A 17,685-nucleotide genomic window follows, 5' to 3' on the forward strand; every position below is an offset into this window, starting at 1 on the left:
GGTTGCCGGCGCCGTCGCGGGCACGCACCGTGAACTGGTACGTCCGCTCGGGCAGCAGCCCGGTCACCGCCAGGGTGTTGGTCGTGGCCTCGGTCAGCACGAGCGCGTCGCTGCCCGTCTGCGCCCGGGTGACCTCGTAGCCGGCCAGGCCGCTGCCGCCGGTGTCGGTGGAGGCGGGCCAGGTCAGGGTGAGGCCGGTGGCGGTGACGGCCGAGGCGACCGGCGTGCCGGGCACGGTCGGCGCGGTGGTGTCCGGGGTGGCCGGTCCGGGCTCCTCGCCCCAGACCCGCGTCCCGCCCGAGTAGAGCGGCACCTTCCGGTTGGGGCCGGCGGTCGCCTGGTAGGAGGGGTCGTTGCCGGGGTCCCAGATGCCGCCCTCCGGCACGCCGACCTTGAACTGCACCTCCATCCGGTGCTGCGACTGCCCGGCCGGCGCGATGGTGTGGCCGGTGCAGTCGACCTCGACGTACCAGATGTCGCCGGAGAACTGCCTGGCCGTGGTGGGCGACGGGCAGCCCTGGGTGTAGCCGGGGGTGACCTGCACCGGGCCGGTGCCGTCGGGGCGGAAGTAGTAGCGGAACTTCGCGGTGGTCAGCGCCCGGGCCGGAAAGGCCGACTTGTTGTAGATGATCGCCTTGAGCCCGGTGGCCCGGGGCTCGGCCTGCATCACGGTGGTCTCGACGGTCAGCTCGTCCAGGTCGGGCTGCTCGGCGGTCGGGAAGCCGGCCAGTGGGCTGCCGCCGTACTCGGAGGCCAGCCGGGCGAGGGCGGAGGTGAAGCCGGCGTTGTAGTCGGTGGCGACCTCGTTCATGACGTAGTCGGAGCGGTTGTCGGTGTAGGCGTCGTTGGCCGAGGACGGGCCGCCGACCAGTGCGCCGTAGAGCACGTGCCGGGTCTCGGTGGGCACGGTCTGGCTGTCCCACCAGGAGCCGTGCGCGGTGCGGTGGTGGGGGTTCTTCGGCGAGTTCGCCCCGAAGCCGATCACGTAGCTGGAGTTGCGCGGGTTGTCGCCGAGCGCGTAGTTGATCTGCCGGACGGCGAAGTCGTGGTAGCGCGCCTTGCGGGTGGCGTCACCCGTCCGGTCGCTGTAGACCAGCGCGGCGAAGGCGGTGTTGGCGGCGTAGCGCAGGGCGCCCCAGGAGTCGAGGACGGCCATGCCGCCGGGCGAGTAGGGCACGCGCTGCCCGTTGACGCCGACGGTCCAGTAGTCGAGCCAGCGGTTGGCGTCGTCGACGTACTTCTGCCTGCCGGTCAGGTTGGCCAGCAGCACGTACGTGCCGAACTGCTTGTTGTCCCAGGCGATGGTCCACTTGTAGGAGCGGGTGGTGGACTGCGGTTCGGTGCCGAGCCGGTCGTACTCGCTCTCCGCCCTGGTCAGGTAGGCGGCGTCGCCGGTGGCGCGGTAGAGCCAGACCGCACCCCAGACCAGCTCGTCCTGCCACCCGCTCCACGACCGGTAGAAGCTTGTCGCGTCGGTGATGCACTCGTGGTAGCTCTTCCGCACCGTGTCGGCGAAGGTGTAGAGCTGCTTCGCGTGGCCGAGCAGCTTGTCGGCGTAGGCGGCGTCGGTCGGGCGGAAGACGATCGACGAGGCGGCCATGGCGGCCGCCGTCTCCCCCGCCAGGTCCGCGCCGCCACAGCTCGCATCGATCTTGTACGCGGGCCGCGCCATCGGCAGCACCTCGGCCGGTCCCCACCACTTGTGGTCGTCGTCGCCCTTGCCGACCTGTCCGTAGAGGACGTTGGGGGCGGGGTGCGCCTTCACGAAGTAGTCGTTCACCCACCGCAGGTTGTTGAGCAGGTGCGGCAGTTGGCCGGAGGCGGTGTAGCCGTCGCGGTACTCGACCGCGCCCCAGGCCAGCATGGTGGCGCTGAACGCCATGGGGAAGCCGAACTTCACGTGGTCGCCGGCGTCGTACCAGCCGCCGGTGAGGTCGAGGCCGACGTCCGCGCCGTCGGTGAGCGCCGAGTCGCCCCGCCAGGAGACCCGGTTCCAGGCGGGCTTCTTCCCGGACTGCTGCGCCTCGTAGAAGAACAGGGACTTCTGCAAGGCCTCGGCGTAGTTGAAGGCCGGCGCGGCGGCGGCCGGCGCGGGCGGTGGGACGGTGACGGCCGCGGCCAGGCCGGCGGCCAGTGCGGCGCCGGCGGCGAGCAGCCTGCGGAGCCGGGACCGGCCACGAGGTGGCGGGGTCGGACGGGACATGGCGAGCTCCTGGTGGTGGGCGCCGCGCGGCAGCCGGACCGGACGCGGACGGCGTCGGTGGTCCGGCTGCCGGCGGCAGTGGTGGTGGGTGCCCGTGGAGGCGCGGGAGCGCTCCCATGGATAATCGACAATGTAATCTCGTCGTCGCCGGTTTGTGAAGACGGACGGTCAGCCGGGCTCGGAAGCACCGGAGCGCCGAACTCGCCTTCCGCGTTACGCCGACACGCCCCGGAAGTGGCTCGAACCGGCCCGGTTTTCGGTCTCGGCGCGGGACATCGGCGCAGCTCAGACCGTTCGTCCGATGTCGCCGGAGAGGTGCCGGCATGCGATCATGTGCCGTCCCCTCTCCCGATCTCGGAGGATTCCTCATGCCACAGCGTCGGCACGTGGCGCGCGCGGCCCTCACCGCAGCCGCCGCCACGGCCATGCTCGGGCTGGTGGCCGCCCCGGCCTGGGCCACCGGCAACCCGCACAACCCCAAGGGCGACAACGGCACCGTCAAGATCGACGGCGTCGAGTTCACCGACAAGGTCGACAACCAGCCGCACGTCACCTGCGAGTTCGAGCTGGAGTTCTTCAATTTCGACGAGGACCAGAAGGCGAACATCACGCTCTGGGCGCAGGCGCCGTCGGCCAGCCCCAAGGACAAGGTCGTCTGGTCGAAGAACGACGTGGTGATCAGCACCGACCCGGCCTCCGGCGCGGAGAACGACCACGACGAGGTCATCAAGCTCTCCTCGAAGGACCTCGACCTGACGGGGCTGAAGCTCCAGCCGCAGCAGGGCTACCACATCAAGCTCGACGTGGACCTGACCGACGGCAAGGCGTTCGACGACAAGCACAAGGTCTTCTGGCTGCAGCCGTGCGAGTCGTCACAGAGCCCGACGCCGACGCCGTCCAACCCGGGCGAGGAGACACCGACCCCGACGCCGGGCGGCTCGGAGAACCCGTCCGAGAACCCGTCGGGCACCCCGGCGCCGGGCACCTCGGTCGGCGGCGGCCAGGGCGGCGGCAGCGGCACCGAGGGCGGCCTGCCGCTCACCGGCGTGGCCGCGACCAGCATCTCGCTCACCGGTCTCGCCCTGATCGGCGGCGGTGTCCTCCTGATGGCGCTGCGTCGCCGCCGGGACAAGATCACCTTCACCAGCTGAGCGGAACAACGGCCGGAACCGGCCGTCGGACCTCGGTCCGGCGGCCGGTTCCGCTTTTCGGGACGGCCGCGACGGCCCACCCTCGATATGATCTTGCGGTGGACGTTCTCGACCCGACCCGCACCGCCGTCGTCCTGATCGACCTCCAGCGGCGCATCGTCGACCTGCCGACCGCCCCGCACACCGGCCCGGAGGTGGTCGAACGCTGCCTCGCCCTCGCCGAGGCCGCCCGCGCCGCCGGGGCCACCGTGGTGGTGGTCCGTGCGGACCGGCCCGGCCCCGATCCCCAGCCGCCGGGGAGCGAGCTGCTGCCCGAGGTGGCGCCCCGCGACGGCGACCTGGCGGTGGTCAAGCACAGCTGGGGCGCCTTCCACGAGACCGGGCTCGACGCCGCGCTGCGGGCGCGCGGGGTGGACACCCTCGTGATCGGCGGGCTGGCGACCAACTTCGGCGTCGAGCAGACCGCCCGGATCGGCGAGGAGATCGGCTACCGGGTGGTGCTGCCGCACGACGCGATGTCCGGTCTGGACGCGCACGCCCACGAGTTCGCGGTCGACTACGTCTTCCCCCGGCTCGGCACCGTCTGCACGACCGCGGAGGCGATCGCCGCGCTGCGGGGTTGAACCGGCCGGCGGCGCGATCCGTACTGACGGGTAACCCGGTCGACGACGCCCGGAGCTGGATCACATAATCGACATCCTTCTATAGACTTCCCGCGTACCCCCAGGTCAAGCCGGCACCGCACGGGCCGCGACGTGTCGCGGCGGCGGGACGGGCGTCCTGGCATACGAGCGTACGGTTGCCCGCGCGCTCGGCCGCGCGGGACAGTACGCGACACCAGCGGTGCCATCGACGCCGCCGCTCCCCCGGACAACCCTGAGGAGATTGCGATGGCTCTCAGACTCGCCGACGGCACCTCCTGGTCCGACACCCTGGCCCGCGCGGTGGCCGCCGCCCCGGAGGCCTTCGGCTCCGCGCCCGACGGCGTCGCCACCCTGCACAACCTCGTCGAGGGCGGGTGGCGGGCGGTCGGCACGCCGAGCCCGGTACGCACCCCGGTCGACAACACGGTCCTGGTCAACCTGGCCCGCCTCGACGCCGAGGCGGCGCGCGGCGCGGTCGCGCACGCCGCCGCCGCGCACCGGGAGTGGGCACGGACCCCGCTCGCCGAGCGCAAGGCCCGGGTCGACGACGCCCTGGACGCCCTCACCGCCCACCGTGACCTGCTCGCCCTGCTGCTGGTCTGGGAGATCGGCAAGCCGTGGCGGCTGGCCTGCGCCGACGTCGACCGCGCGCTGGACGGCGTCCGCTGGTACGTGCAGGAGATCGACCGGATGCTCGCCGACGGCCGTGAGCCGCTGCCCGGCCCGGTCAGCAACATCGCCTCCTGGAACTACCCGATGAGCGTGCTCGTCCACGCCGAACTGGTGCAACTGCTCGCCGGAAACGCGGTGATCGCCAAGACCCCGTCCCAGGGCGGGGCGGTCTGCCTCACCGTCGCGCACGCGCTCATGCGCCGCGCCGGGCTGCCCGCCACCCTGCTCTCCGGCAGCGGCGAGGAGCTCTCCGAGGTCCTGGTCCGGGCCCCGGAGATCGGCGCGGTGGCGTTCGTCGGCGGCCGCTCCAACGGCGGCAAGGTCGCCGCCGCGCTGCTCGACTCCGACAAGCGGCACTTCATCGAGCAGGAGGGCCTCAACGCCTGGGGCATCTGGAACTTCTCTCAGTGGGACCTGCTCGCCACGCACCTGAAGAAGGGCTTCGAGTACGGCAAGCAGCGCTGCACCGCGTACCCGCGGTTCGTGGTCCAGCGCGACCTGGTCGACGAGTTCCTCGACGTCTACCTGCCGGTGGTGCGCTCCGTCCGGTTCGGACACCCGCTGGCCGTCGGGGACGACTGGTCGGCCGGCGACCCGCTGCCCGAGCTGGACTTCGGCCCGCTGATCAGCGCGGCCAAGGCCGAGGAGCTGCGCCGCAAGGTCGACGAGGCGGTCCGCGGCGGGGCGGTGCCGCTGCACCGGGGCAAGCTCGACGGCGCGCCCTTCCTCGACGGGCAGGACACCTCCGCGTACGTGGCGCCGGCGGTGCTGCTCGCCCCGCCCGGCCGGTCCCGGCTCATGCACGCCGAGCCGTTCGGCCCGGTCGACACCATCGTCGTGGTGGACACCACCGACGAGCTGCTGGCCCAGATGAACGCCTCCAACGGCGCGCTGGTCGCGTCGCTGGCCTGCGACGACGAGGAGCTGGCCGGCAAGCTCGCGGTCGACCTCCAGGCGTTCAAGGTGGGCATCAACAAGCCCCGCTCCCGCGGCGACCGGGAGGAGCCGTTCGGCGGCCGGGGCGCGTCCTGGAAGGGCGCCTTCGTCGGCGGTGACCTGCTGGTGCAGGCGGTCACCGTGGGCGGCGACGGGCGGCTCTACGGTAACTTCCCGGACTACAGCAGCTACCCGGCCACCTGACCGTCCGCCGGCCCGGGCACGGGCAGGGCCCCCGCACCGGGGCCCTGCCGTGTCACCGTCCCGTGGAGTCAGTACGCCCGCCGTGCCCGCGCCGTCGCGTCGGCCTGCCGCGGCACCCCGGACCGACGGGGGGCCAGCGGCACCGTGACGGTCAGCAGGCTGCCGTCCCGCTCGGTCGAGGTGGGCCGGTCCAGCCCGCGTACGGTGCGCAGCATCGGCGTGTTCTCGGCCTGCACGTGCAGCAGCACGGCGGCGAAGCCCGCCCGGTCGGCGTGCCCGAGCAGGCGCCGCAGCAGGGCCGAGCCGAGGCCCCGGCGCTGCCAGTCGTCGCGTACCAGCAACGCCACCTCCGCCTCGTCGCCCTCGCCCAGCAGGTTGGCCATCGCCACCACCGGCGCCGCCGCACCGCCGAGCCCGTCCGTGGCGACCAGGGTCAGCCCCCGGGCCGGTTCGAGCAGCCGGCGCAGCCGGGCCGGCGCCGGCTGTGCCCCGCTCAGGTAGCGCCGCTGCCGGCTCCGGGCCGAACACCCCGCGTGCAGCTCCAGCACGCCCGGCAGGTCGTCGGCGGCGGCCGGCCGGACCAGCACCTCGGCCGCGTCGGGCAGCACCAGGGTGACCCGGTCGGTGTCCCGACGGGCCACCGTGGCGGCCAGCTCGACCAGGGCCTGGGCGCGGGCGTACTCGGCCGGGGTGAAGCTCGGCTCCCGCCGGCGCAGCTCGTACGAGCCGCCGGCCGGGTCGGCCAGCAGCATCGTGGTCTCGTCCGCCCCGCCGAGCGGTGCGGCCGGCGTCGGCCGCCAGGTCACCGCGTCCGCGCCGAGCAGGACGCGGAGTGTCTCGCCGGCCGCGTCCGGGTCCCGGACCAGCCGGCCGGCCAGGCCGAGCACCCGGGTCGGCTGGTCGGCCAGCCCGCGCGCCTCGCTGCGCGCGACCCAGCAGTTCCGGCCCCGACCCCGCTCGACGGCCGCCCGCAGGTCGGCCTCGGTGAGCCGGTCGGGCGCGTCGACCAGGAAGTCGTCGACCGCCCCCACCTCGGTGGTGTGCACCTGGACGGTGAGGATGTTGACCCCACGCAACGCGAGGCTCGCCGTGAGCACCGACAGGTAGCCCGGCCGGTCGTCCACGGTGGCACGGATCCGCCACAGCGCCATGGTTCGCTCCCTTCCTCACCGTCGACCCTGCCGGCTGCCTGTTGCGCCCCCGTTGCCCACGGGTGAAACGGTGGGAGCGGTCAGGTGATGGTGGTCACGGGCGAGGCGCCGACCAGGTCCAGCCGGTCGCCGAGGATCACCGCGCCGGCGCGGACCAGCTGGGCGAGCCGGTCCACCTCGGTGGAGTGGAACGCGGCGGCGGCGAGCGGCTCCGTGTGGTCCCGCGCCACCACCAGCACGAGGCCGGCCCGGCCGAACGGCGCGACCGCGTAGTGGCGCCCGTCCGGGGTGGTCATCGCCCGGGCCCGCAGCGGGGTCACCTCCGGCAGCCGGGGCGGGACCGGGGCGCGCCAGCTCGCGTGCCCGACCGCCGCCGCACCGGCGCCGCCGCTGCGCGCCGCCCAGTCCAGCGGGACCACCGCGGCCACCGCCCAGTCCGCGGCGAGCAGGCCGGGCACCGCGTCGACAAGGGTGGCCACCCCGTCGGTCGGGTTCGCCGCGACCTGGGCGAGCAGCTCGGCGTCCTGGCCCGTGGTGGTCGGCGCGCCGATCGCCCGCCACACCCCGTCCACCCGGACGCCGGGGATCGCGGCCAGGCCGGCGAGCAGGCGCTCCACCCGTGCCGCGCCCGGCCAGACCACGGTGAAATCGTCGACCGCCCGGCCGCCGAGCCGCTCCAGCACCACCACCTGGACGATGTCCGCGCCGGAGACGCCGAGCGTCCGGGCCACCTGGCCGAGCGTGCCCGGTCGGTCCGGCAGGGTCACCCGAACTCTCAGCAGCATGTCTGGTCCCTCCGCTCGGCGGGCCGGCCGTGACGGCCGGCAGGCTGGGCCCCAGCCTGCCGGTTGACCATTTCGCCCCCGTTGCAGCGGCATGTCCCGCCGGGAACATCCCACCTTGACAACAAAGCCGAGCTGCCATCAACTAACCGGATGACCGATCCGGCCGTCCACGCACCCCAGCATGCGGCCGGTACGGCCCCGCGCGGGCTCGACCTCGACCGGCTCGCCGCGTATCTGGCCGCGCACCGGCCCGGGCTGGCCGGGCCGCTGTCGGCGTGGCTGATCGCCGGGGGCAAGTCCAACCTGACCTACCTGCTGCGCGCCGGCGACCGCGAGGTGGTGCTGCGCCGGCCGCCGCTCGGGCACGTGCTGGCCACCGCGCACGACATGGCCCGGGAGTACCGGGTGATCTCCGCGCTCGCGCCCACCGCGGTGCCGGTCCCCGGGGCGCTGCTGCTCTGCGCCGACGCCGACGTGATCGGCGCGCCGTTCTACCTGATGGAGAAGGTCGACGGCGAGGTCTACCGGCGCCGGGAACAGACCGATGCGCTCACCGCCGGCCAGCGGCGCGACCTGGCCATGGCGATGATGGACACCCTCGCCGGGCTGCACATGGTCGAGCCGGCCGCGGTCGGGCTGGCCGACTTCGGCCGCCCCGACGGCTACCTGGCCCGGCAGGTCCGCCGCTGGGCCGGCCAGCTCGACCGCTCCCGCAGCCGCCCGCTGCCGGGCATCGACGAGCTGCGGGACGCGCTAGCCGGCAGCGTGCCGGAGGGCGCGAACGCCGGCCGGATCGTGCACGGCGACTACCGGCTGGACAACCTGCTCGCCGACGTCGACCCGGTTGCGGTGCGGGCGGTGCTCGACTGGGAGATGGCCACCCTCGGCGACCCGCTCGCCGACCTGGGGCTGCTGCTGACCTACTGGGACGTGCTGGGCGACAGCGACAGCGCCGAGGGCAACCCGGTCGCCGACGGCATCGGCCCGCGGGCCGGTTTCCCCACCGGCGCCGAGCTGATCGACCGGTACGCCGGCCGCAGCGACGTCGACGTCGGGCCGCTGTACTGGCACGTGGCGCTGGGCTGTTTCAAGCTCGCGGTGATCTGCGAGGGCATCCACTACCGGCACACCCTCGGGCAGACGCTCGGCGCGGGCTTCGACCGGATCGGCGAGATGGTGGCGCCGCTGGTCGAGCACGGCCTGCGCGCGGTCAGGGAGAAGTGATGGACTTCGCGTACGACGCCCGGACGGTCGAGCTGCGCGAGCGGGTCGAGGCGTTCCTCACCGAGTGCGTCTACCCGGCCGAGCCGGTGCACCACGAGCAGGTGCTCGCGGCCGGCGACCCGTGGGCCCGCCCGCCGGTGCTGGACGAGCTGAAGGCGGAGGCCCGCGCCCGCGGCCTGTGGAACCTGTTCCTGCCCGACCCGCGCTACGGCGCCGGGCTGACCAACCTCCAGTACGCCCCGCTGGCCGAGTTGACCGGGCGCAGCCCGCACCTGGCCCCGGAGGCGCTGAACTGCGCCGCCCCGGACACCGGCAACATGGAACTGCTGGCCGAGTTCGGCTCCGACGCGCAGCGGGACCGCTGGCTGAAGCCGCTGCTGGCCGGGGAGATCCGATCCGCGTTCTGCATGACCGAGCCGGAGGTGGCCTCGTCCGACGCCACGAACGTCGCCACCCGGATCGTCCGGGACGGCGACGACTACGTGGTCAACGGCCGCAAGTGGTGGTCGTCCGGGGCGATGGACCCGCGCTGCGAGATCTTCATCGTGATGGGCAAGACCGACCCGGGCGCCGACCGGCACCGCCAGCAGAGCATGATCCTGGTCCCCCGGGACACCCCGGGCGTGACGGTCCGCCGCGGCATGACGGTCTTCGGCTACACCGACGCGCCCCACGGCGGGCACGCCGAGATCGACTTCACCGACGTGCGGGTGCCGGCGGAGAACCTGGTCGGCGCCGAGGGCGCGGGCTTCGCCATCGCCCAGGCCCGGCTCGGCCCGGGCCGGATCCACCACTGCATGCGGCTGGTCGGCATGGCCGAGCGGGCCCTGGAACTGCTCTGCACGCGGGCCCTGGACCGGGTGGCGTTCGGCCGCCCGCTGGCCGAGCAGGGCGTGGTCCGGGAGTGGATCGCCGAGTCCCGGGTGCGCATCGAGCAGGCCCGGCTGCTGGTGCTCAAGACCGCCTGGCTGATGGACACCGTGGGCAACAGGGGCGCGCACACCGAGATCCAGGCCATCAAGATCGCCACGCCCGCGATGGCCGAGTGGGTGATCGACAAGGCCATCCAGGGGTACGGCGCGGCCGGGGTCAGCCAGGACACCCCGCTGGCGGCCCTGTGGGCGCAGGCCCGCACCCTCCGGCTGGCCGACGGCCCCGACGAGGTGCACCGGGCGTCCCTGGCGAAGCGGGAACTCCGCCGCTGGTCCTGAGCGCCTCAGGCCGAGGCGCGGTGGATGAGCTTGGTGTCCAGCAGCAGGTGCGGGCTGGGCACCTCCTCGCCGCGGATCCGGGAGACCAGCAGCCGGGCCATCTGCCGGCCCATCTCCTCGACCGGCTGGAAGACCGTGGTCAGCGGCGGCTCGGCCTGCCGGGCGATCGGGGCGTCGTCGAAGCCGACCACCGCCACGTCCTCCGGCACCCGGCGGCCGGCCTCGCGCAACGCGCGCAGGGCGCCGAAGGCCATCAGGTCGGAGGCGACGAAGACCGCGTCCAGGTCCGGGCAGACCTCCAGCAGCCGGCGCATGCAGGCGGTGCCGCTGCCCTCGCTGAAGTCCCCGTACGCGATGAGGTCCGGGTTGAGGTCGCCGCCCGCGGCCCGGACCGCCTCCTTGTAGCCCGACAACCGGGCCAGGCCGGCGCCCATGTCCTGGGTGCCGGCGATGGTGGCGACCCGCCGCCGGCCGCGCGCGAAGAGGTGCTCCACCGCCTGCCGGGCGCCGCCGACGTTGTCCACGTCGACGAACCAGGCCGGCTGGGCGTTCGGGTGCAGCATCCGGGCCGGCCGGCCGCCGAGCACGGTGGGCAGGCCGCGCTCCTCCAGCAGGGTGGGCAGCGGGTCCGCGTCGTGCAGCGAGAGCAGCAGCACCCCGTCGACGTGCTGGTTGGTGAGGTGGTGCTCGACCCGTTCCCGCTCGATCTGGGACTGCGCCATGGCCAGCCAGAGCTGCATCGGGGTCTCCAGCAGCGCGGAGCTGACGCCCCGCACGATGCCGGCGAAGAACGGCTCGGTGAAGACCCGCTCCCCCGACTCGGAGACCACCAGCGCCACCGAGTCGGTCCGCTGGGTGACCAGCGCCCGGGCCGCCCGGTTGGGCACGTACCCCAGCTCGGCGATGGCCGCCTGGACGGCGGCGCGGGCCTCCGGGCTGACCTGCGGCGAGCCGTTGACCACGCGGGAGACCGTGCCGCGGCCCACGCCGGCGCGGGCCGCGACCGCGTCGAGGGTCGGGCGCCCGAGCGACCGCGTGCGCTGCGTTGTCATCGTCTGTGCTCCTCCGACATCGGGCGGGCCCGGCACCTGTTGAGGCGTCGGCGCCGGGCCGCCCGTCACTGGCTGCCCAGCCTATTGTGCGGCCAGGCCGTTGCGTCGGATCACATCGGCGTACCACCTGGCGCTGGACTTGGGGATTCGAGCCTGGCTGTCGTAGTCGACATACACCATGCCGAAGCGCTTCGTGTAGCCCCACGCCCACTCGAAGTTGTCCATCAGCGACCAGGCGAAGTAGCCCTTGAGCGGCACCCCGGCGCTGATCGCGGCGTGCGCGGCGCGCAGGTGCGCGTCGAAGTACGCCAGCCGGTCGGCGTCGTCGACCCGGCCGTCGACCACCGTGTCGACGAACGCGGAGCCGTTCTCGGTGACGTAGAGCGGCAGGTCGGTGTAGTCCCGGTGCACCCGCTCCAGCGTCTCCACCAGGCCCGGGGCGTCGATCTCCCAGTCCATGTCGGTGACCGGGACGCCGCGGGTGACGAACCGGACGTCCTCGCTGCCCGGCCAGCAGGTCGGCGCCCGCCAGTAGGCCTCCCGCTCGACGCCCTCGACCGGCGCGGCGACCACGTGCCGGCTGTAGTAGTTGACGCCCACCAGGTCCAGCGGGGTCGAGATGACCGCCAGGTCGCCGTCCCGGACGTGCCCGAAGTCGGTGACCTTGCGCAGGTCGGCGGCCAGGTCCGCGGGGTACGCCCCGCGCAGCACCGGGTCGAGGAAGAACCGGTTGGCCAGCGCGTCGATGCGGCGGGCGGCGTCGGCGTCCGCCGGGGAGTCGGTGGCCGGGGTGACCGGGTAGAGGTTGACCGTGATGCCGAGCTGCGCCTCCGGGCGGGACGCCCGCAGCGCCTGCACGGCGAGCCCGTGCCCGAGCATGAGGTGGTGCCCGGCCCGGACCGCGTCCGCCCCGTCCGAGCGGCCCGGCGCGTGCACGCCGGAGCCGTAGCCGAGGAAGGCCGAGCACCACGGCTCGTTGAGGGTGGTGAAGTACTTCACCCGGTCGCCGAGGGCGTCGGCGACGAGCTGGGCGTAGTCGGCGAACCGGGCGGCGGTGTCCCGGGCCGGCCAACCGCCCGCGTCCTCCAGCGGCTGGGGCAGGTCCCAGTGGTAGAGGGTCAGCCACGGCTCGATGCCGTGGCCCAGCAGCTCGTCCACCAGGCGCCGGTAGAAGTCCATCCCCTCCTGGTTGACCGCGCCGGCGCCGCCGGCCTGCACCCGGGGCCAGGAGACGGAGAAGCGGTAGGACTTCAGCCCCAGGTCGGCCATGAGCCGCACGTCCTCGGGCATCCGGTGGTAGTGGTCGCAGGCCACGTCACCGGTGTGCCCGCCCACCGTCCGCCCCTCGGTGTGGCTGAAGGTGTCCCAGATCGACGGGGTGCGGCCGCCCTCGGTCGCCGCGCCCTCGATCTGGTACGCGGCGGTCGCCGCGCCCCAGAGGAAGCCGGGCGGGAAGGTCGATGCCGCGCCCTGGTCGAGGACGCCGACGGCGGGCGGGCTGGCTGGGTTGCTCACGACTTGACGGCGCCTTCCATGATTCCGCCGATGATCTGGCGGCCGAAGATGATGAACACGATCAACAGTGGCAGGGTCGCCAGCGCGGTGCCAGCGAAGAGCGCCACGTAATCCGTCTGGTACAGCCCGGACGAGAGGATCTTCAGGGAGTACTGCACCGTCGGGGTGTCCGGGGTGAGCACGATGAACGGCCAGAGGAACTCGTTCCAGGTCTGCATGAAGGTCAGCAGGCCGAGCACCGCCGCCGCCGGCCGCAGCGCGGGCAGCACGACGTTCCAGTAGATCCGCCAGGTGGAGCAGCCGTCGAGTCGGGCCGCCTCGATCAGCTCGTCGCTGATCGCGGACATCGCGTACTGGCGCATCATGAACACGCCGAAGCCCTGCACCAGGAACGGCACGATGACCGCCTGCAGGGTGCCCGTCCAGCCGAGTTCCACCATCATCAGGTAGAGCGGGATGACGCCGAGCTGGGTCGGCACCATCATGGTCATGATGATGATCAGCAGCAGCGCGTTGCTGCCCCGGAACCTGAGCTTTGCGAAGGCGAAGCCGGCCAGGCTGGAGAAGAAGATCACCGAGATGGTGACGACGGTCGACACGACGGCCGAGTTGACCAGACCGTAGACGAACGCGGCGTCCTCGTTGGCGAGCATCCGGTCGATGTTGGTGAACAGCTGGTCGCCGGGGGTCGGCGGCATCTCGTAGACCGCGCTGTTGTCCCGCGAGGCGATGATGAACGACCAGATGATCGGAAAGATCGACAGTACGCCGCCGAGGATGAGCGCGAGGTAGGTCAGCGGGCTGGCCTGCCAGAGCTGGGCGCCGGGCATGCGACCGCGGCGACGGCGGGGCGGCACCGGAGGCGGCGCGACCGAGCGGGGAAGGGTCTGCGTGGTGGTCACTTCTTGTCCCCCTTCACCGACCGGCGTACCAGCGCGAAGTTGATCAGCGCGAAAATGATGATCATCAGGAAGAGCAACCAGGACATCGCGGAGCCGTACCCGTACTCGGCGTTCCCGGTGAAGGTCTTCTCGTAGATGTACATGGCCAGGGTCTGGAACTGGTGGTCCACGCCGCCGCGGATCAGCCCGTTCCCGTACATCAGGGGCTCGGTGAAGATCTGGAAGCCACCGATCGTGGAGATGATGATCGTGAAGAGGATCGTCGGCCGGATCAGCGGCACGGTGATCGACCAGAACTGCCGCCAGGTCGAGGCGCCGTCCAGCGACGCCGACTCGTACAGGTCCTTCGGGATGGCCTGCATGGCGCCGAGGTAGATCAGCGCGTTGTAGCCGGTCCACCGCCAGTCGACCATGAAGGCGATGGCGAACCAGGAGGCGAAGCGGTTGTCCCGCCAGGCGATGGGGTCGAGCCCCACGGTGCCGAGCAACCAGTTGATGAGGCCGTACCGGTCCGCGAAGATCAGCGCGAAGATGATGCCGACCGCGGCCACCGAGGTGATGTTGGGGATGACCACACCCATCCGCAGCAGCGTGCGGGCCCGCATCTGCCGATTCAGCAGGTTGGCGAGCATCAACGCCACGATCAGCTGCGGCACGGTGCTCAGCACGAAGATGCCCAGGGTGTTGTAGGCCGCGTTCCAGAACTGGGCGTCCTCCATCAGGAGGCGGTAGTTCTCCAGCCCCGCGAACTCCTTGGTCCCGCTCAGCAGCTCGTAGTCGAAGAGCGAGACGTAGACCGTGTAGAGGACCGGGAAGAGGCCGAAGACCCCGAAGAGGACGAAGAACGGGGCCACGTAGAGGTACGGGGAGTACTTGAGGTCCCAGCGGCCGAGCCGGTACGACCGGCGGCGGCGCGACGGGGTGAGCGGGGGTCGCGGGGCGGCGTGCGACCGCGGTGCGCCGAGCGCAGAACTCATTGCAGGTCCTTCCGGGAGGTGGGGCGGCGGCGACCTCGCCGCGGCGCCCACACCCTGGGGCGGGTGTGGGCGCCGCCGCCGAGCCCACGGGCAGCGGATCCCCGTGGGCTCGGCCGGTCACCGGCGACTCAGCTGGTCGCCTTCTTGGCCTCGTCGACCGCCTTCGCCCAGGCGGCGTCCGGGCTGAGCTTGCCGCGCTCGGCCGCCTGCATCTGCGGCTCGAAGACGGTCTCCCAGATCTGCTGGTGCTTGGCGCCGAGGAAGACCGGCTTCATGTTCTTGACGCTCTCACCGAAGATCTGGCCGGTGGGCGCGCCGCTGAAGTAGTCGCTCTTCTTGTCCTTGAACGCCGGGTCCTCGAGGCCGGCGATGTCGGACGGCATCGCGCCCGCCTCCTTGAACGCCGCCAGGTGCCCCTCCTTGCTGGTCAGGTACTTGGCCAGCAGGTACGCCTCCTTCGGGTGCTTGGTCTGCGCCGGAACCGCCAGGTAGGAACCACCCCAGTTGCCGCCGCCGCCGGGGATCTTGGCGATGTCCCACTTGCCGGAGTTGGCCGGGCCGGACTTCGGGGCGATGACGCCCTCGGTCATCCAGGACGGGCACGGGAGGGTGGCGAACGCGGAGTTCTTGAAAGCCCCGTCCCAGTCGGCGCTCCACCGCTGGGTCTTGGCGGTCAGCCCGTCCTTGGCCATCTGCAGGCCCATGTCCCAGGTCTGCTTGACCACCGGGTTGGTGTCGCCGATGAACTTGTTGTCCTTGTCGAAGAAGAAGGTCTCCGAGTTCTGCATGACGTACGGCTGCATCAGGCTGGTCGCGCTGTCCAGCCAGGCGGCCTTGACCTTGCCGCTGGCCTTGAACTCCTTGCCCAGCGCGATGTAGTCCTGCCAGGTGGCCATCCGCTTCGAGACCTCGTCCCGGTCGGTGGGCAGACCGGCCTGCTGGAACAGGTCCTTGCGGTAGCACATGGCCAGACCGCCGACGTCGGTGCCGAGCGCGATCAACTTCTTGCCGTCCGGCGTCATGGCGTTGTTCCACTTCCACTCGGGGAAGTTGGCCTTCAGCTCACCGGCGCCCAGGTCGAGCAGGTTGGCGAACTTGTCGTGGTTCTGGACGTACCCGAACAGGACGCCCTCCTCCAGACCGACGACGTCGCCGGCACCGCTGCCGGCGGCGAGCCACTGCACCAGCTTCGGCTGGAAGTCCCGCAGCTCGCCCATCTTCTGGTGCTCGACCTTGATGTTCGGGTTGGCCGCCTCGAAGTCCTTGATGGCCTGGTCGTAGCCGAAGTTCTGGAAGGTCTGCAGGACCAGCTTGACCTGGCCGCCCTCGCCGGTCGATCCCCCGTCGTCCTTCTTGCTGCACGCCGCGCTGCCGAGAGCAACGCCCGCGGCGAGCACGGCGACCGCGACAGTGCGGAGCCGGCGCCTCATGACGCTCATCCCTGACCCCTCTCAGGTGGGTGGTTCGTGTGGTGGTTTCTGACCCGCGCCCACCCGTCGGACGGGCAGGTCACGTGTGGTGAGGCATTGGTTCCGGGGCGCCGCCGCGACGAGCGGTGTGGCTTGCGACACACGCCGCACGGGAGCGCTCCCATGAGATTGCCGGGAGGTGTCAGGGGTGTCAATAGACCGATGGGAGCGTTCCCAGATCGTTACCGCGTCGACTCTTCGCGTGGGCGCGGAGGCGCGGTCAGCAGAAGCGGCGCAGCAGGGTGGTGGCCCGGTCGGCGACGAAGAGGTCCGGCTCGAAACCGGCGCCCGCCCACTCCCGCATCATCCGGTGCTCGGCGTGCGCGGGGTCGGCCAGCGCGGCCAGCAGGACGGCGTAGCCGGCGGGGCCGCCGATGTCCTCCGGCGGGCAGGCGCGCTCCCCCTCGACGCAGACCGGGTAGCGCTCGTCCGGGTCGGCCGCGCAGACGTCCTCGACCACGAGGTCGTGCTCCCACCAGTCGCCGAAGTCGTAGGTGTAGCGGAACCGGTCACCCTTGCCCACCACCGCGTCCACCCGGACGTCCAACTCGTCGCGCAGCGCCAGCTCGCCGTCCGGGTCGGGCTCGCCGTACTGGCGGCCGTCGATGTCGAACGAGTGCAGGTGGCAGTCCCGCCAGCCCATCGCGTGCTGGACCACCCGGTGCAGCCGGTCCAGGGTGTAGCCGCCCGGGACCAGCACCCGCCGCCACACCGGCGGCCGGACCCCGGCGAGGGAGACCTTCAGCTGGAAGATCTGACGCGACATGCTGTCCCATCCTTCCTCGGCATAGGCTGCCTACATGATCTGCCGAGCGTGCCGGGAGCGACGGCACGACGACTGTCCAGGCCGGAAGTGGTGCGACTGCCAGCACCGTACCCCCGAACCGACCCCTCCGGTCACCGGTCCGGCCGGCGAATGAGCGTCGGAACCCCGATCGAACGGATCTGGCCGGCACCCGTCACCGGGCCACTGACCGACCCGGAACTCGCCGCGCTCTACGGCCGCGCGCCGCACCCCCACCTGCGGGTGAACTTCGTGGCCAGCGCCGACGGCGCGGTCACCCTGGACGGCTACTCCGCCGGGCTCTCCGGCGAGCCGGACAAGCGGGTCTTCGGCCTGCTGCGGATGCTCTGCGACGGCCTCGTGGTGGCCGCCGGCACGCTGCGCCACGAGGGCTACCGGGCGGTGCGGCTCGGCGAGACGCGCCGGGCCTGGCGCCGCGAGCAGGGCCTGGCCGAATACCCCACCCTCGTGGTGGTCTCCGGCTCGCTGGACCTCGACCCCGCCCAGGCGTGCTTCGCCGACGCGCCGGTCCGGCCGCTGGTGCTCACCCGGGCGACCGCCGAACCGCCGCCCGGGCTGACCGAGGTGGCCGATCTCGTCCGGTGCGGCGCGGAGCGGGTCGACCTGGCCGCCGGCCTGGCCGAGCTGCGCCGGCGCGGGCTGGGCCAGCTGCTCTGCGAAGGCGGGCCGCAGCTGTTCGGCGCGCTCACCGCGGCGGACCTGGTGGACGAGCTCTGCCTGACGGTGGCGCCGCTGCTCGCCGGCGCCGGCCCGGGCCGGATCACCGGCGGGGACGGCAGCGCCC

15 protein-coding genes are annotated in these 17,685 nt (G+C 72.5%); 6 read left to right on the forward strand and 9 right to left on the reverse strand.

The genetic code is table 11. The features are described 5' to 3' along the window. A partial coding sequence (locus ACW0Q9_RS19365) for a glycoside hydrolase family 9 protein (protein WP_456183225.1) occupies window positions 1–2,203 on the reverse strand: 2,203 nt, incomplete at its 3' end. Window positions 2,204–2,571: 368 nt separating this feature from the next. Between ACW0Q9_RS19365 and ACW0Q9_RS19370 the strand changes: the two genes are divergently transcribed. From ACW0Q9_RS19370 to ACW0Q9_RS19380, 3 genes are all read left to right on the forward strand, one after another. Next, window positions 2,572–3,354, forward strand: coding sequence for an LPXTG cell wall anchor domain-containing protein (locus ACW0Q9_RS19370; RefSeq protein WP_456183229.1), 783 nt, complete (start codon window positions 2,572–2,574; stop codon window positions 3,352–3,354). A gap of 98 nt (window positions 3,355–3,452) precedes the next feature. Beyond that, complete coding sequence (locus ACW0Q9_RS19375) at window positions 3,453–3,977, forward strand: isochorismatase family protein (protein ID WP_456183231.1); 525 nt, start codon at window positions 3,453–3,455, stop codon at window positions 3,975–3,977. Between the two features lie 267 nt (window positions 3,978–4,244). After that, on the forward strand, window positions 4,245–5,810 hold the full coding sequence (locus ACW0Q9_RS19380) for an aldehyde dehydrogenase family protein (protein WP_456183233.1): 1,566 nt from the start codon (window positions 4,245–4,247) through the stop codon (window positions 5,808–5,810). A 68-nt stretch (window positions 5,811–5,878) separates the two neighbouring features. On the opposite strand, the gene ACW0Q9_RS19385 is transcribed toward ACW0Q9_RS19380, so the two are convergent. Together ACW0Q9_RS19385 and ACW0Q9_RS19390 are read right to left on the reverse strand one after the other, a co-directional pair. Next, window positions 5,879–6,961: a GNAT family N-acetyltransferase gene (locus ACW0Q9_RS19385; RefSeq protein WP_456183235.1), complete on the reverse strand. Its 1,083-nt coding sequence runs from the start codon at window positions 6,959–6,961 to the stop codon at window positions 5,879–5,881. 80 nt (window positions 6,962–7,041) lie between these two features. Continuing rightward, window positions 7,042–7,746, reverse strand: a complete 705-nt coding sequence (locus ACW0Q9_RS19390) for an amino acid-binding protein (protein ID WP_456183237.1) — start codon at window positions 7,744–7,746, stop codon at window positions 7,042–7,044. 150 nt (window positions 7,747–7,896) lie between these two features. Between ACW0Q9_RS19390 and ACW0Q9_RS19395 the strand changes: the two genes are divergently transcribed. Further along, window positions 7,897–8,970 (forward strand): phosphotransferase family protein, encoded by a 1,074-nt coding sequence (locus ACW0Q9_RS19395; RefSeq protein ID WP_456183239.1) that lies wholly within the window; start codon window positions 7,897–7,899, stop codon window positions 8,968–8,970. Further along, window positions 8,970–10,181 (forward strand): acyl-CoA dehydrogenase family protein, encoded by a 1,212-nt coding sequence (locus tag ACW0Q9_RS19400; RefSeq protein WP_456183241.1) that lies wholly within the window; start codon window positions 8,970–8,972, stop codon window positions 10,179–10,181. Before ACW0Q9_RS19395 ends, ACW0Q9_RS19400 begins: the two co-directional genes overlap by 1 nt. Window positions 10,182–10,186: 5 nt before the next feature. Here the strand turns inward: ACW0Q9_RS19400 and ACW0Q9_RS19405 are convergent, their stop codons facing one another. From ACW0Q9_RS19405 to ACW0Q9_RS19430, 6 genes are all read right to left on the reverse strand, one after another. Then, window positions 10,187–11,233 (reverse strand): LacI family DNA-binding transcriptional regulator, encoded by a 1,047-nt coding sequence (locus tag ACW0Q9_RS19405; protein WP_456183243.1) that lies wholly within the window; start codon window positions 11,231–11,233, stop codon window positions 10,187–10,189. 81 nt (window positions 11,234–11,314) lie between these two features. Further along, the gene (locus ACW0Q9_RS19410) at window positions 11,315–12,748 is read right to left on the reverse strand and encodes a GH1 family beta-glucosidase (protein ID WP_456183245.1); all 1,434 of its coding nucleotides are present in this window, start codon (window positions 12,746–12,748) and stop codon (window positions 11,315–11,317) included. Next, window positions 12,745–13,578 (reverse strand): carbohydrate ABC transporter permease, encoded by an 834-nt coding sequence (locus ACW0Q9_RS19415; RefSeq protein ID WP_456183255.1) that lies wholly within the window; start codon window positions 13,576–13,578, stop codon window positions 12,745–12,747. Before ACW0Q9_RS19415 ends, ACW0Q9_RS19410 begins: the two co-directional genes overlap by 4 nt. 68 nt (window positions 13,579–13,646) lie before the next feature. Further along, the gene (locus ACW0Q9_RS19420; RefSeq protein ID WP_456183247.1) at window positions 13,647–14,627 is read right to left on the reverse strand and encodes a carbohydrate ABC transporter permease; all 981 of its coding nucleotides are present in this window, start codon (window positions 14,625–14,627) and stop codon (window positions 13,647–13,649) included. A 128-nt stretch (window positions 14,628–14,755) separates the two neighbouring features. Continuing rightward, window positions 14,756–16,066: an extracellular solute-binding protein gene (locus ACW0Q9_RS19425; RefSeq protein ID WP_456183249.1), complete on the reverse strand. Its 1,311-nt coding sequence runs from the start codon at window positions 16,064–16,066 to the stop codon at window positions 14,756–14,758. A gap of 250 nt (window positions 16,067–16,316) precedes the next feature. After that, a complete protein-coding gene (locus ACW0Q9_RS19430) occupies window positions 16,317–16,862 on the reverse strand; it encodes a plasmid pRiA4b ORF-3 family protein (RefSeq protein ID WP_456183251.1) in 546 nt (181 codons plus the stop codon). 150 nt (window positions 16,863–17,012) lie between these two features. Between ACW0Q9_RS19430 and ACW0Q9_RS19435 the strand changes: the two genes are divergently transcribed. Further along, a partial coding sequence (locus ACW0Q9_RS19435) for a pyrimidine reductase family protein (RefSeq protein ID WP_456183253.1) occupies window positions 17,013–17,685 on the forward strand: 673 nt, incomplete at its 3' end.

It is taken from the genome of Micromonospora sp. I033 (assembly GCF_053890995.1).